The organism is Variovorax sp. Sphag1AA, assembly GCF_014192575.1.
GTDB lineage: Bacteria > Pseudomonadota > Gammaproteobacteria > Burkholderiales > Burkholderiaceae_C > Variovorax.
Genome location: NZ_JACHYC010000004.1, coordinates 90006 through 103978 on the forward strand (window position 1 = coordinate 90006; position 13973 = coordinate 103978).

The following is a 13973-nucleotide window of genomic DNA, read 5'->3' on the forward strand; positions in this document are numbered from 1 at the left end:
AAACATCGATCTCAGTTCAATGCGTCCTTGAGCGCTTTGCCGGGACGGAACTTCGGAATCTTGGCGGCCTTGATTTTAATCGCGTCGCCGGTGCGCGGATTGCGACCGGTGCGCGCAGCGCGCTTGCCCACAGCGAAAGTACCGAAACCGACGAGCGACACCGAGCCGCCTTTCTTGAGCGTGGTCCGAATGGCGCCGATGGTGGACTCGAGTGCGCGCGTGGCGGCTGCTTTGGAAATGTCGGCGTTTTTTGCGATGTGCTCAATCAGTTCGGTCTTGTTCACAAGGGCCCCTTGTAGAAAAAATGTTGATCAGGGTCAGAAGCGATCACGTCCTCGCGACGAATGCCGCGAGGTGCGAATAGGAAATTGGGTGACAGTTCTGACGCGCCGGCAGCGCACTGCCGACAGGGATTACAACCACTGGTCTACGGGGTGTCAATACGACACTCACCCCATAGACCACAACGAGGAGCGCGATTCTAGTGGCCTTTTGCGATGCCCTTTCAGAGGGCCTCTGCAATGGCCTTTCCGAGATCGGTCGTGCGCCCGCTTCCGCCGATGTCGGGCGTCCTCGGTGCACCGCTTCCGGGGTCGAGAACCTTTTCGATGGCGGCCAGGATCGCATCGTGCGCAGCCTTGTGGCCAAGGAACTCCAGCATCATCGCGCCGCACCAGATCTGGCCAATCGGGTTGGCAATGCCCTTGCCGGCGATGTCCGGCGCAGAGCCGTGAACGGGCTCGAACAGCGAAGGCGTCGTGCGCTCGGGATTGAGGTTCGCGCTTGGCGCAATGCCGATCGTGCCGGTGCACGCGGGGCCCAGATCCGAAAGGATGTCGCCGAAGAGATTGCTCGCCACCACCACGTCGAAGAAGTCCGGCCGCTGCACGAAGTGCGCGGTCAGGATGTCGATGTGGAACTTGTCGAGCTTCACGCCTGGGTAGTTCTTCGACATCGCCGCGACCCGCTCGTCCCAGTAAGGCATCGTGATCGAAATGCCGTTGGACTTGGTCGCGCTAGTGAGATGCTTCTTCGGCCGCGACTGCGCGAGCTCGAACGCAAACTTCAGCACCCGGTCGACACCGAGGCGCGACATCACCGTTTCCTGAACCACGATCTCGCGCGCCGTGCCTTCGTACATGCGGCCGCCGATGCTCGAGTATTCGCCCTCGGTGTTTTCACGGACGATGTACATGTCGATCTCGCCCGGCTGTCTCGGCGTGCCGTCGCGGCGAACCACGGGCGCCACGATGCCGGGCATCAAGCGCGCCGGCCGCAGATTGATGTACTGGTCGAACTCGCGCCGGAACAACAGCAGCGAGCCCCAAAGCGACACATGGTCCGCAATCTTCTCGGGCCAGCCGACCGCGCCGAAGAAGATGGCGTCATGGCCGCCGATCTGCTCCTTCCAGTTGTCGGGCAACATCTTCCCGTGCTTCTCGTAGTAGTCCCAGCTCGAGAAATCAAAGTGATCGAACTTCAGGTCGATGCCGAACTTGCGCGCTGCCGCGTCGAGCACACGCAGCCCCTCGGGCACGGTTTCCTTGCCGATGCCGTCGCCGGCGATGACTGCGATTCGTTGGGTACTCATGACTCAATCCTTGTTGGTTGCGTTGAAAAACGAAAGGGCCTCGGCGACCAGTTCGGCGGGAGCTTCTTCGGGAATGTAGTGGCCGCAAGCCAGCGTACCGCCGGTGACGTCCCGCGCCAGGTCGCGCCAGTACGCGAGTACGTCGAAGCACCGACCCACCACACCATGCTCGCCCCACAACACCCGCAGCGGCATGTCCAGCTTGCGGCCGGCGGCGATATCGGCGCGATCATGTTCGAGGTCGATCGTGGCAGAGGCGCGATAGTCCTCGCAGATCGAGCGCGCCGTGCCGTCGATGGCCGCGCAGCGCTCGTACTCGGCGAGCGCTTCAGGCGCGAACGGCGCGAGCCCTGCGTGCCTTCCGCCCATCACGCTTCGTACGTAGCGCGCTGCATCTGACGCGATGAGTGCCTCCGGAAGCGGCGGCGGCTGGATCAGGAAGAACCAATGCCAGTAGGCGCGCGCGAAGGCTTCCGTGGTGTTCTGGTACATCGCCAGCGTCGGCGCGATGTCGAGCAGCATCAAGCGCTCGACTGCCTCGGGATGATCGGCCGCGAGCCGATGCGCGACGCGGGCGCCGCGGTCATGCGCGAGAACGCCGAAACGCTCGAAGCCGTGTGCTCGCATGACCGACAACGCATCAAGCGCCATCTCCCGCTTGCTGTATCGAACATGCGCCTCGTCCGCCTCGGGTCGACCGGAGTCACCGTAGCCGCGCAGGTCCATCGTGACCACGGTGAACTGCTGCGCCAGCATCGGCGCGACGCGATGCCAGATGGTGTGCGTCTGCGGGTGCCCGTGGAGCAGCAACAGCGGCGCACCGCTGCCTCCCACTTTCCCGTGCAGACGCACGCCGTCGCGCGAGAGATCGAAGGAAGTGAACGAAGCGAACATGGGGCGCATTGTGCGTTGCGCATTGCTCCCGCATCAAGCAACAATCGGCCAATTCATACTTTCCGACTTGGCAGCAATGGAACGCAGCGATCTGGAACTCGTCGTGGCCATCCGCGACCGCGGCAGCCTGGCGGCAGCGGCGCTCGCGCTCGACGTGGTTCCTTCGGTCGTGACCAAGCGACTGGGCGCGCTCGAAGCCCGGCTGGGGCAACGCCTGTTCGAGCGGACGACACGCAGGCTGAGCGCGACTGCGGAGGGCGAAGCGGTATGCCTGCATGCTCGCGCACTCCTCGACGGTTTTGCGGCGCTAGAGAACGAGCTCGGAGAGCGCCAGACCCAATTGAGCGGCACGATCCGGCTGGTCGCCACCTTCGGTTTCGGCCGGTTGTGGCTCGGGCCGGCGCTGGCCTCGTTCAACGAGCGCCACCCAGGCTTGCATATTCAGCTCACCCTTGCCGAGAGGCTTCCCGAGCTCGGCGCCGAGGGCTATGACGGCGCCGTGTGGTTGTGGGCGCCCCAAGCCCGTCATGCGGGGGATTGGGTAACGAGGCGGATCGCGCGCAACCAGCGCGTCCTCGCGGCCTCGCCCGCCTATCTGGCGCGACGAGGCGTCCCCGCCGACGTCGCCGCGCTCGCATCGCACGACTGCCTCGTGGCGCGTGAGAACAGCAGCGGCGATGAACGCGAATTCGCAGTCTGGACGCTGCGCCACCTCAAGGACGGCACCAATGCCCGCGTGCGCGTGCGGGGCCCGCTTTCCAGCAACTCAGGCGAACTGGTGCGCGATTGGTGCCTCGCCGGCCGGGGCGTGATGCTGCGCAGCCTCTGGGACATCGCACCCGGCCTCGCGTCCGGGCAACTCGTCCGCGTGCTGCCGCAGTTCGCGATGCCGGACGCCGACATCCAGTGGGTTGCACCTTGGCGGCCGAAAACACCGAAGCGCGTTCGGCTGCTGATCGATTTCCTCGTCGAGCGCTTCCGCAACGAGCCGTGGAAAGCCGCGGGCGGCCGCTTGCCCTGAAGCCCTTCAGCGCTGGCCGCGGACCGCGAGGCTCACGCCCACGGCCGTCATCGCGATGCCGACCAGCGTCATCGCGGTGATCGGTTCGGCGAACAGGATCCAGGCCATCACGGCAGTGCACGGCGGCACGAGGTACAACAGGCTCGTGACGGCGGTGGCGGTGCCACGCTGGATCAGCATGTAGAGCAGCGAACTGCCGCCGAGCGACAAGGCCAGCACCGACCACGCCATCGCGCCGCCCGACGACAGGTTCCATTGGATGTTCTCGGATTCCATCGCCGCAAAGGGCAAGGTCACGATGAACGCCGCGCCAAGCTGGATCGCGTTGGCGCTTCGCACGTCGCAGGGCGCCACGAATCGCTTCTGGTAGAGCGTGCCTGCGGTGATCGAGAGCAGCGCCGTGATCGCCAGCGACATCGTGAGCACGCTGACTTCGCCGCCCTGCTCCAGCTTGCGCCACACCACGAGCACCAGACCCGCAAAGCCGAGCAGCAGACCGAGCCATTGCCGGCCGGTGACCACGCCGCCGCGCAAGGATAGCCAGACCGCGGTCAGGACCGGCTGGATACCCACGAGCAGCGCGACCAGCCCCGATCCCATGCCGGCCCTGACGGCTGCCCACACGCCGCCCAGATAGCCCGCCTGCATCAGCACGCCGGTGACCGCGAGGTGCCCCCACTGAACGCGGTTGCGCGGCCAAGCGACGCGCGCGAGCACGACCCACACGAAGAAGCAGATCACCGAAAGCGCATAGCGCACGACGAGGAACTTGAGCGGAGGCGCGTAGGGCATGCCGTAGCGCGCCACGATGAAGCCGGTGCTCCAGATGAGCACGAAGACCCCCGGCATGGCCCGCAGCCAGCCCGCCGGGCGGGCCGTGTCGATCATTTGGCGCGCGCCCGGATCTCGGGAATGGCCTTTTGCAGGTAGTAGACCATCGACCAGACGGTGAGGACGGCGGAGATCCAGATCAGCCATTGCCCCCACGCGCCGGTGTCGATCACGCCAAAGAGCATGCCGTTGAAGAGCAGGAACGGAATCGCGACCATCTGCACCGTGGTCTTGATCTTGCCGACCATGTGGACCGCGACACTCTTGCCGGCACCGATCTGCGCCATCCACTCGCGCAGGGCCGAAATGGCGATCTCGCGGCCAATGATGATCAGCGCCACGAAGACGTCAGTGCGATTGAGATGCACGAGCACGAGCAGCGATGCGCAGACGAGGAACTTGTCGGCCACCGGATCGAGAAACGCACCGAAGGCGGAAGTCTGGTTGAGCTTGCGCGCGAGGAACCCGTCGAGCCAGTCGGTCGCCGCGAACACGATGAACATGACCGTGGCGATGAGATTGCGCGTCGGCTCCGATAGCGGCAGGTAGAACACACCCACGATCAGCGGAATCGCGACGATGCGCGCCCAGGTCATGATCGTTGGCAGGGTCCAGAACATTGCGAGGAGTATATGCACACCCCCAGCCTCGCCCACTTCGTGTGGCTCTGCACCCCCTTGCAGGGGGCAACGCCTGCGGCCCGGCAGGAGCCGGTTCCGCGGCGTTTCACGAACGGGGCCTGGCTGCGCCGGCCCCTCGCTCTCTCAATGCAGGGCTTTGTAGATTTCTTCGGCCAGGTCTTGGGCTATGCCTTCTACCGATGCGATGTCTTCTACGCTGGCGGCTGCTACGCCGCGGATGCCGCCGAAGCGTTGCAAGAGGCGCGCGCGGCGCTTGGGGCCGATTCCGGGGATGTCTTCGAGTTGGCTGCCGCCGACGCGTACCTTCGCGCGCTTGGCGCGCATGCCGGTGATTGCGAAGCGGTGTGCTTCGTCGCGGATTTGCGCGACGAGCATCAGCGCCGCCGAATCGCGGCCGAGGTAGACCTTTTCGCGGCCGTCGGCAAACACGAGTTCTTCGAGGCCGACCTTGCGGCCTTCGCCCTTTTCGACGCCGACGATCAAGGACAGCGGCAAACCGAGTTCGCTGAACACTTCGCGGGCCATCGACACTTGGCCCTTGCCGCCGTCGACCAGCACCAGGTCCGGCATGCGTGCCGATCGCGTGCCCGCGGGCGCGTCCGAACCTGCGCCAGCCGCATCGCCGGCGGGTGGCGCATCGGTCTCGGCGGCCATGGCCTCGGCGAGCTTGCCGTAGCGGCGATGCAGCACCTGGCGCATCGCGGCGTAGTCGTCGCCGGGGGTGATGCCGTCGATGTTGTAGCGGCGGTACTCACGGTTTTGCATCGCATGGTGCTCGAAGACCACGCACGACGCCTGCGTCGCTTCGCCGGCGGTATGCGAGATGTCGAAGCACTCGACGCGGAAGTTCTCGAGGTCGTCCGGCGCGAGTTCGAGCGCGTCGACCAGCGCGCGGGTGCGCGCCTGCTGCGATCCTTCTTCCGCAAGCAGCCGCGCGAGTTGCAGGCTGGCGTTCTTGCTCGCCATCTCCAGCCAGTGCCGCCGCTGCTCGCGCGGCTGGAACACTGCCGTGATGCGAGTCCCCGCCTGCTGGGAGATGGCCTCGATCAGCTCGCGGCTCACCAGTTCGCTGAGCACCAGCGTTGCCGGCACTGGCACGTCGATGTAGTGCTGCGCGATGAAGGCCTCCAGCACCTGCACCTCGACGGGCGGGGGCGGGAGGGCATCGTCATCTTCCGAACCCTCGCCGTGCTGGATCAGGGCGGCATCCTCGACGTGCACCGGGAAGTACGCCCGGTCGCCGAGATGCCGCCCGCCCCGCACCATCGCAAGATTGACGCAGGCCTTTCCGCCCTGGACCTTGACCGCAAGGATGTCCACGTCCTTGTCCGAAGCGATCTCGACCGACTGCTGGTGCAGCACGCGCGACAGCGCCGACATCTGGTTGCGCAGCTCGGCCGCCTGCTCGAATTCGAGCTTTTCGGCGTGCGCCATCATTCGCGCTTCGAGCTGGGTCAATACCGCCTGGGTGTCGCCCAGGAGGAAAGCCTCTGCATTGGCCACGTCCTGCGCGTAGTCCGGCGGCGAGATGTATCCAACGCACGGCCCGCTGCAGCGCTTGATCTGGTAGAGCAGGCAGGGCCGCGTGCGATTGCTGTAGACCGTGTCCTCGCAGGTCCGCAGCCTGAACACCTTCTGCAGGAGCTGGATCGATTCCTTCACCGCCCAGGCGCTCGGATAGGGCCCGAAGTAGCGGTGCTTGCGATCAACCGAGCCGCGGTAATACGCCAGCCGCGGAAACTCGTGCGACGCGATCTTCAGGTACGGGTAGCTCTTGTCGTCGCGAAACAGGATGTTGTAGCGCGGCTTGAGCGTCTTGATCAGGTTGTTCTCGAGCAGCAGCGCCTCGGCCTCGGAGCGCACCACCGTGGTCTCCATCCGCGCGATCTTCGAGATCATGTGGCCGATGCGCGTGCCGGCGTGGTTCTTCTGGAAGTAGTTCGCGACGCGCTTCTTCAGGTTGCGCGCCTTGCCCACATAGAGCACCGCGCCCGCCGAATCGAAATAGCGGTAGACGCCCGGCAGTTGCGGCAGTGCCGCGACTTCATTGAGCAGTTGTTCGGAATGCGTTTCTGACATCGGTTTACTGGGGAGCCGCTTCCACGGGCACCGGCTCGCACCGGACTTCGGTCTTCACGGAATTGGCGATGAAGCATGCGTCATGCGCCGCATGGTGCATTTCCTCGATCTGTGCAGTCGAGGGAAGGCGCTCGCCCGAGAACTGCACTTCTGGCCGCAGCGTGACAACGGTCATTACGATCTTGCCCGCCGCGTTGGCACCCATACGGCCGACGGCGCGGTCGAGGTAGCGCTCCACGCAGAAGCCTCTCGAAGCCGCGATCGACAGGAACCACAGCATGTGGCAACTCGACAGCGAAGCAACGAAGGCTTCCTCTGGATCGACGCCAGCAGGATCGGACAGCGGCACCGGCACCACGTGCGGCGACGACGAGCCCACCAGTTCGGCGCCGCCGTCGAAGCGGATCGCATGGCGGCGGCTGTATCGGTTGCCGACGAAGTCCTGGCCGTCGCGCCGCCAGGTGATTTCGGCTGTGTGCTGGGCCATGGATGCTGTCTCCGGTGAATCGTTTTGGGGCTGTAGAGTATCCCGCGATGCGTTGGGACATTTTCTGCAAGGTGATCGACAACCACGGCGACGTCGGCGTCTGCTGGCGGCTCGCGGCCGGGCTCGCGGGCCGCGGCGAAAAAGTGCGCCTCTGGATCGACGAACCATCCGCACTGGCATGGATGGCGCCCGCCGGATGCCACGGTGTCACGGTGGTTCATTGGACCGACCGCGACGCCGGGTGGCGCGCCGGCGGCGCACCGGCTCCGGATGTGCTGATCGAGGCGTTCGGCTGCGATCCGGCACCGGAGGTCATCTCGCTTTTCGCGAATCAGCAACAGGCCGAGGCGGCCCGGCATCGTTGGATCAACCTCGAATATCTCTCCGCGGAACCGTACGTCGAGCGGTTGCATCGCCTCCCCTCGCCAGTCTTCAGGGATCCCGGCGCGGGCCTGACCAAGCACTTTTTCTATCCCGGATTCACCAACGCGACCGGTGGCCTGCTGCGCGAAACCGACCTCATGGCGCGTCGCGAGCGCTTCGACCGCGCCGAATGGCTGGCAGCGCGCGGAATTCCCTGGCAAGGCGAAAGGCTGGTGTCGCTGTTCTGCTACGAACCACAAGCCCTCGGCAACCTGATCGGGCAACTGGAAAGCGCCGGCGAGCCGACCCGCTTGCTGGTCACCGCTGGCCGCGCCACCGCCGCACTCCCACCCGGGCCGGACCAGCGCGGGGCCCTGTCGATCTCCTGGCTGCCCTATATGTCGCACACCGATTTCGACCATCTGCTCTGGGCCTGCGACCTCAATTTCGTCCGCGGCGAGGATTCGCTGGTCCGCGCGCTCTGGGCGGGCGCGCCGTTCGTGTGGCAGATCTATCCGCAGGACGACGACGCGCACCACACCAAACTCGACGCCTTCCTCGACTGGTTGAACGCGCCACGCTCGCTGCGGGATTTTCATCACCGCTGGAACGGCTTTTCTCCGAGTCTCCTGCCCGTGCTCGACCGCGCGACGCTCGCGGAATGGGGCTCGGCGGCCCGTGCAGCGCGCGACTCTCTGCTGGAGCAGGAGGATCTTTTGACCCGCCTGATTCGTTTCGTGACCCAAAAAAGCTAAAATTACGGGCTTTGCGAAATTCCGGCCTGGACAGCCCCGATCGCCAGATCGCCCCCGGCACCAGCCCTTTTCGCCGAACCCGCCGCGGTGCAATTGCAACGAGCGGCCTACATCCAGAGATCCTGATTATGAAAATCGCTCAAGAAATTCGCGCCGGCAACGTGATCATGCACGGCAAGGACCCCATGGTCGTCCTCAAGACCGAATACAGCCGCGGCGGCCGAAATTCCGCCACCGTGCGCATGAAGCTCAAGAGCCTGATCGCCAACTTCAACACCGAAGTGGTCTTCAAGGCCGACGACAAGATGGAGCAGATCATCCTCGAGAAGAAGGAGTGCACCTACTCCTACTTCGCCGACCCGATGTACGTCTGCATGGACACCGAATACAACCAGTACGAAGTCGAAGCCGAGAACATGGGCGACGCCCTCAACTACCTCGAAGACGGCATGCCGGTCGAAGTGGTGTTCTACGACGGCAAGGCGATCTCGGTCGAACTGCCGACCAGCGTCGAGCGCGAAATCACCTGGACCGAGCCGGCCGTCAAGGGCGATACCTCGGGCAAGGTCATGAAGCCCGCGAAGATCGCCACCGGCTTTGAAGTCGGCGTGCCGCTGTTCGTCTCGCAAGGAGACCGCATCGAAATCGACACGCGCACCGGCGAATACCGCAAGCGCGTCTGAGCGATTTGAGCGCTCACTCTAAAAGGCTCCTCCGGGAGCCTTTTTTGCGTCCATGCACCATGAATGGGCCCGGAACCTGCAAGGCGCAAAATGCTCACCCGCTTCTCGCGCAAACACATGTCCAACAATACACACGACCTTCACGACAAACGGCTCGCCGACGCATGGGCCACCCTGCAGGCCCACGCGGACAAGGGACTTCCGCTCCATACCGATCCCTCGCGGCTGGCCTTCGCCGACCCTGAATTCCTCCTTCGCCGCGAAACGCGCGGCCTGCGCATGCAGCTCGAGCTCATGAAGCCCGACATCGAGATGCGCGCCCACGGCATCGAGAACACGGTCGTGGTGTTCGGCAGCGCGCGCTTCCGCAGCGAGGAAGAATCCGGCGCGCTGATCGCCCAGGCCGAAGCCTCGGGCGACACCGCAGCCGCCGAGCGCTGGCGCAGGCTCGCGCGGAGCTCGCACTACTACGAGAAGGCGCGCGCCTTCGGCAAGCTGGTGGCCCAGTACAGCAACGACCGCGATCCGGAAGACAAGCTCTTCATCTGCACCGGCGGCGGCCCGGGCATCATGCAGGCCGCCAATCGCGGCGCCTACGAAGGCGGCGGTATTTCAGTCGGCCTCGCGATCGCCCTGCCGATGGAGGAAGAAGCCAACCCCTACGTCACGCCGGCGCTGAGCTTCAAGTTCCACTACTTCGCGATCCGCAAGATGCATTTCATGATGCGTGCGAAGGCGCTGGTCGCTTTTCCGGGCGGATTTGGAACGCTGGACGAGCTGTTCGAGGTCATCACGCTCGTGCAGACGCGCAAGGCGAAGCCGGTGCCGATCGTGCTCTTCGGATCGGACTACTGGAAGCAGTTGATCAACTTCGAGTTCCTCGCTGAGGAAGGCGTGATCTCCCCGGGGGACGTGAAGCTCATCGAATACGTCGACGCGCCTGAGGACGCCTGGACATACATCAAGCGTTTCTATAAGTTGTAGCTCGCCCCCAGGCTCGCGCACTTCGTGTCGCTCTCCACCCCCTGCCGGGGGCAACACCAGCGGCCCGGCGGAGCCGGTTCCGCGGTGTTCCTGGCTTCTCCATGCCCGGTCAATGCGTTGCGGGGTTTTCGGGCGGAGGGGCCTGCAGGCCCCAGACGGAGCGTGTGCCGAGGGCGACCACCCCGCCGACGATCCAGAACACACCTGCCACGCCGATCACTGCGCCGGCAGCGCCGAACAGCATCGGCATCGCGACGCTCGAGGCGTTGAGGGTCATCACGCGAAGACCCAGCGCCTCGCCGTGGCGCTCGTGCGGTGTGATCTGGTGGAGCATGCTCATCACCATCGGCTGCACCGCGCCGAGTGCAATGCCCAGCACGACGGAGCACACACCCATGCCGATCGCCGTGGTCATCAGGGGATAGGCGGCAAAGACGAGCGCGGTGATCACGTTCGATGCGGTGATGACGGCGCGCTCGCTGAAGCGGGATGCAACCAGCGGCAGCACGACGCGAATGGCAGCGGCCGCAACCGCGAAGGCGCCGAGGATGGTGCCGATCGTCGATGCGCTGAGGCCGCGCTCATGGCCAAGAATGGGCAGCACGAAGGTGTGCACGTCCCACGAGGCCGACTGCAACCAGTTGACGAACAGAAGCCGCCTGAACATCGGCTCGACCAGAAGATCCCATGCCCGCGCCTTGGCGGTACCTTCCGGTGGTCTTGCGGTGGGTAGCTCGTGCGTTCCACGGGCCAGGAGCCAGCACGCGATCGGCAACAGCGCCAGCAATGCGAACGCAACGCGATAGCCGATCAGGTCGCCCGGCGTCGGGCCCGCATGGTCGATCAGGAGCCCGGTGACGAACGGCCCGACGAAATTGGCCGCGGCAGGTGCGATAGCCAGCCAACTGAACACCTGCTTGAGCTGGGCGGGCCCGCTTGCCGCGCGACCGACATGACGTTGCAGTGCAATCACCGCGATGCCCGTCGCGCCGCCAGTGAGCAACGCTGCGAGACACAGCACCGGAAACACAGGAAACGCCCCGGCCAGCGCCGCACCGCTTGCGGCCGAAACCACCGCAATCGACAGCGGACGCCGCAATCCATGTCGATCGGCGAATCGACCCGCCGGCAGCGCAAGAAAGACCTGCGTGAGCGCGAACAAGGAAAGAAGCACGCCGACCGATGCGGCGCTGTGACCGTCCCGCAGCGCGAGCAACGGCGCCGCGAGCCGGGTGCCTGTCATCGCCGCATGCAGGCAGACCTGCGCGAGGATCAGGCGAAGCAGGCCGGCGGTCACGAGGCGCTGTCGTCGTCGCCGTCGATGAGGGGAAGCAGGCCTTGGGTCTGCGATTCCGGCAGGGCCTCGACCTTGCGCAGTGCCAGGCGCATCTGCTTGGCGCGCGTGTCGGCCTTGTCGATGGTGTCGGAGGCCTTGGAGACCTGTTCCTTGATGCGCGCGACCCAGTCGCCGTAGCGCTCGAACTCGGTCTTGACCGCTCCCAGCACTTTCCAGACCTCGGAAGCCTGGTGCTCCAGCGCGAGCGTGCGGAAGCCCATGTGCAGGCTGTTGAGCATCGCGAGCAGCGTGGTCGGCCCGGCGAGCGTCACCCGATGCTGCCGCTGGATCGCATCCATCAGCCCAGGACGGCGCAGCACTTCGGCGTAAAGGCTCTCGACAGGGAGGAAAAGAATCGCGAAATCGGTGGTGTGCGGTGCGGCGAGGTAGTTCTCGGAAATCGACTTCGCTTCAGAACGGATGCGCGCTTCGAGCGCCTTGGCTGCCGCTTCGGCCGCGCCGGGGTCGGCGCGCTCGTGCGCATCGAGCAGGCGCTCGTAGTCGTCGCGCGGAAATTTGGCGTCGATCGGCAGCCACACCGGCGCGCCATCGCCACCACGGCCCGGAAAGCGGATCGCGAAGTCCACCCGCTGGCCGCTGCGCGGCTTGGTCTCGACCTGCTTGGCGTACTGGTCCGGCGTCAGGACCTGTTCGAGCAGGGCCTCCAGCTGGACTTCGCCGAATACGCCACGCGTCTTCACGTTGGTCAGCACACGCTGGAGGCTGCCAACGCCGACCGCGAGTGTCTGCATTTCGCCGAGACCCTTGTGCACCTGCTCCAGTCGGTCGGCGACCTGCTTGAAGCTTTCGCCCAAACGGGCTTCGAGCGTGCTCTGGAGCTTCTCGTCGACCGTCTTGCGCATCTCGTCGAGCTTGGCGGTGTTGGTCTGCTGGAGCTGCGCGAGCTGCGCCTCCATCGTCGCGCGCACTTCGGCCAGCCGACGCGCGTTCGACTCGCTCAAGCCCTGCAACTGGTTGTTGAGGGTGTCGGCGAGCGTCTTCTGGAGCATCGCAAGCTGCTGGGCGAAGGCATCGATCTGCGCGTTCTGCGTGCGCGTCGATTCCGCACTCTGATGCACCAGCGCCTGCTGGAAAGTGACGAAGGCCTGAGCGGTTTCCTGCCGGGCGCCGCGCGAAGACTCGCTGATCTCGTGGCGAAGCTCACGCTCGGTGCGTTCGTTGCTTGCGGCCAGGGTAGCGATCAGCGCCGAGTGGTCGGGCGGCGAAGGCTTGCGCGCCAGAAGCCAGACGATAAGGATGAAATTCAGGGCCGCGAGGGCCAGCAGGATCCAGGTTTCGATCACGGGTCTTGTGGTTTTCTTATCGGGTTGCGAGAACGGTGGGGTTGAGCGGCGTGACCGGCTTGTTGTGCACCAGATAGCCGATGAGGTTGTCGACCGCGAGATCCGCCATCGCGCGGCGCGTGGGCACGGTCGCGCTGGCAATGTGCGGCGTGAGCACCACATTCGGCACCTTGAGCAGCTCGGGGTTCACTTTCGGCTCGCCCTCGAAAACATCGAGTCCGGCAGCGGCGATGCGCTTGTCGCGCAGTGCCACGGCCAGCGCCGCGTCGTCCACGATGCCGCCGCGCGCGATGTTGATCAGTGTCGCGGTCGGCTTCATGAGCGCGATTTCGGCCGCACCGATGGTGTGGTGCGACGCGGGCGTGTAGGGCACCACCAGCACCACGTGATCCGCGGTCTTCAGGAGCTCTTCCTTGCCGACATAGGTGGCCTTGCACTCGGCTTCGAGCTGGGCGTCGAGCCGCGAGCGGTTGTGATAGATCACCTTCATGCCGAAGCCATGGGCGCCGCGCTTGGCGATGCCCTGCCCGATCCGGCCCATGCCGACGATGCCGAGCGTCGAACCATGGATGTCGGAGCCGGCAAACATGTCGAAGCTCCACTTCTCCCACTTGCCGGCCCGCAGGAAATGCTCGCTCTCGGCGATGCGGCGCGCGGTGGCCATCAGCAGCGCGAAGCCGAAGTCGGCGGTGGTCTCGGTGAGCACGTCCGGTGCATTGGTGCCAAGCACGCCCCGGGCCGTCATCGCGTCGATGTCAAAGTTGTTGTAGCCCACAGCCATGTTGGCGCAGATCTTCAGGCCGGGGCAGGCGTCGAGCACTTCGGCGTCGATGCGCTCGCTGCCGGTGGTGAAGACGCCCTGCTTGCCCTTCAGCTTGGCGATGAGCTGCGCCTTGGTCCAGCTTTCATCGCCCTGGTTGGCTTCGACCTCGAAATGCTCTTCGAGGCGGGCGATGGTTTCGGGAAAGATCGAACGGGCGACGAGGACTTTGGGCTTGTTCATG

The 13973-nt window shown here is 65.2% G+C and carries 14 protein-coding genes; 4 read left to right on the forward strand and 10 right to left on the reverse strand.

Features of this window, described 5'->3' with window-relative positions; genetic code table 11:
* Window positions 1-11: 11 nt before the first annotated feature.
* The 3 genes from FHW64_RS16455 to FHW64_RS16465 form a co-directional block, all read right to left on the reverse strand.
* Window positions 12-284, reverse strand: a complete 273-nt coding sequence (locus FHW64_RS16455; protein ID WP_007830705.1) for an HU family DNA-binding protein — start codon at window positions 282-284, stop codon at window positions 12-14.
* Window positions 285-505: 221 nt separating this feature from the next.
* Window positions 506-1591, reverse strand: a complete 1086-nt coding sequence (locus FHW64_RS16460; protein WP_184528109.1) for a tartrate dehydrogenase — start codon at window positions 1589-1591, stop codon at window positions 506-508.
* Between the two features lie 3 nt (window positions 1592-1594).
* Window positions 1595-2485: an alpha/beta fold hydrolase gene (locus FHW64_RS16465; RefSeq protein ID WP_184528111.1), complete on the reverse strand. Its 891-nt coding sequence runs from the start codon at window positions 2483-2485 to the stop codon at window positions 1595-1597.
* Between the two features lie 76 nt (window positions 2486-2561).
* Between FHW64_RS16465 and FHW64_RS16470 the strand changes: the two genes are divergently transcribed.
* Window positions 2562-3506 carry a LysR family transcriptional regulator gene (locus tag FHW64_RS16470; protein WP_184528113.1) on the forward strand — a complete coding sequence of 315 codons (945 nt, stop codon included), beginning with the start codon at window positions 2562-2564 and terminating at the stop codon, window positions 3504-3506.
* Between the two features lie 6 nt (window positions 3507-3512).
* On the opposite strand, the gene FHW64_RS16475 is transcribed toward FHW64_RS16470, so the two are convergent.
* The 4 genes from FHW64_RS16475 to FHW64_RS16490 all read right to left on the reverse strand — a co-directional run bounded on the left by FHW64_RS16475 (window position 3513) and on the right by FHW64_RS16490 (window position 7544).
* On the reverse strand, window positions 3513-4394 hold the full coding sequence (locus tag FHW64_RS16475) for a DMT family transporter (RefSeq protein WP_260304958.1): 882 nt from the start codon (window positions 4392-4394) through the stop codon (window positions 3513-3515).
* Window positions 4391-4957, reverse strand: a complete 567-nt coding sequence (gene pgsA, locus FHW64_RS16480; protein WP_184529158.1) for a CDP-diacylglycerol--glycerol-3-phosphate 3-phosphatidyltransferase — start codon at window positions 4955-4957, stop codon at window positions 4391-4393. Before pgsA ends, FHW64_RS16475 begins: the two co-directional genes overlap by 4 nt.
* Window positions 4958-5101: 144 nt before the next feature.
* Window positions 5102-7057: an excinuclease ABC subunit UvrC gene (uvrC, locus tag FHW64_RS16485; RefSeq protein WP_184528115.1), complete on the reverse strand. Its 1956-nt coding sequence runs from the start codon at window positions 7055-7057 to the stop codon at window positions 5102-5104.
* Window positions 7058-7061: 4 nt separating this feature from the next.
* Window positions 7062-7544 (reverse strand): OsmC family protein, encoded by a 483-nt coding sequence (locus tag FHW64_RS16490; protein WP_184528117.1) that lies wholly within the window; start codon window positions 7542-7544, stop codon window positions 7062-7064.
* Between the two features lie 47 nt (window positions 7545-7591).
* Here FHW64_RS16490 and earP point away from each other — a divergent pair, with 47 nt between their 5' ends.
* The 3 genes from earP to FHW64_RS16505 all read left to right on the forward strand — a co-directional run bounded on the left by earP (window position 7592) and on the right by FHW64_RS16505 (window position 10329).
* The gene (gene earP, locus FHW64_RS16495; protein ID WP_184528119.1) at window positions 7592-8662 is read left to right on the forward strand and encodes an elongation factor P maturation arginine rhamnosyltransferase EarP; all 1071 of its coding nucleotides are present in this window, start codon (window positions 7592-7594) and stop codon (window positions 8660-8662) included.
* Window positions 8663-8790: 128 nt separating this feature from the next.
* Window positions 8791-9345 (forward strand): elongation factor P, encoded by a 555-nt coding sequence (efp, locus tag FHW64_RS16500; RefSeq protein WP_088957656.1) that lies wholly within the window; start codon window positions 8791-8793, stop codon window positions 9343-9345.
* Between the two features lie 117 nt (window positions 9346-9462).
* The gene (locus FHW64_RS16505; RefSeq protein ID WP_184528121.1) at window positions 9463-10329 is read left to right on the forward strand and encodes a TIGR00730 family Rossman fold protein; all 867 of its coding nucleotides are present in this window, start codon (window positions 9463-9465) and stop codon (window positions 10327-10329) included.
* A gap of 109 nt (window positions 10330-10438) precedes the next feature.
* Here FHW64_RS16505 and FHW64_RS16510 read toward each other — a convergent pair whose 3' ends face one another.
* The 3 genes from FHW64_RS16510 to FHW64_RS16520 are packed head-to-tail and all read right to left on the reverse strand — an operon-like array spanning window position 10439 to window position 13972.
* Window positions 10439-11626: an MFS transporter gene (locus tag FHW64_RS16510; RefSeq protein WP_184528123.1), complete on the reverse strand. Its 1188-nt coding sequence runs from the start codon at window positions 11624-11626 to the stop codon at window positions 10439-10441.
* A complete protein-coding gene (locus FHW64_RS16515; protein ID WP_184529160.1) occupies window positions 11623-12966 on the reverse strand; it encodes a DNA recombination protein RmuC in 1344 nt (447 codons plus the stop codon). The genes FHW64_RS16510 and FHW64_RS16515 overlap by 4 nt, the downstream gene beginning before the upstream one ends.
* A gap of 19 nt (window positions 12967-12985) precedes the next feature.
* Window positions 12986-13972 (reverse strand): D-glycerate dehydrogenase, encoded by a 987-nt coding sequence (locus FHW64_RS16520; protein ID WP_184528125.1) that lies wholly within the window; start codon window positions 13970-13972, stop codon window positions 12986-12988.
* Window position 13973: the final 1 nt, after the last annotated feature.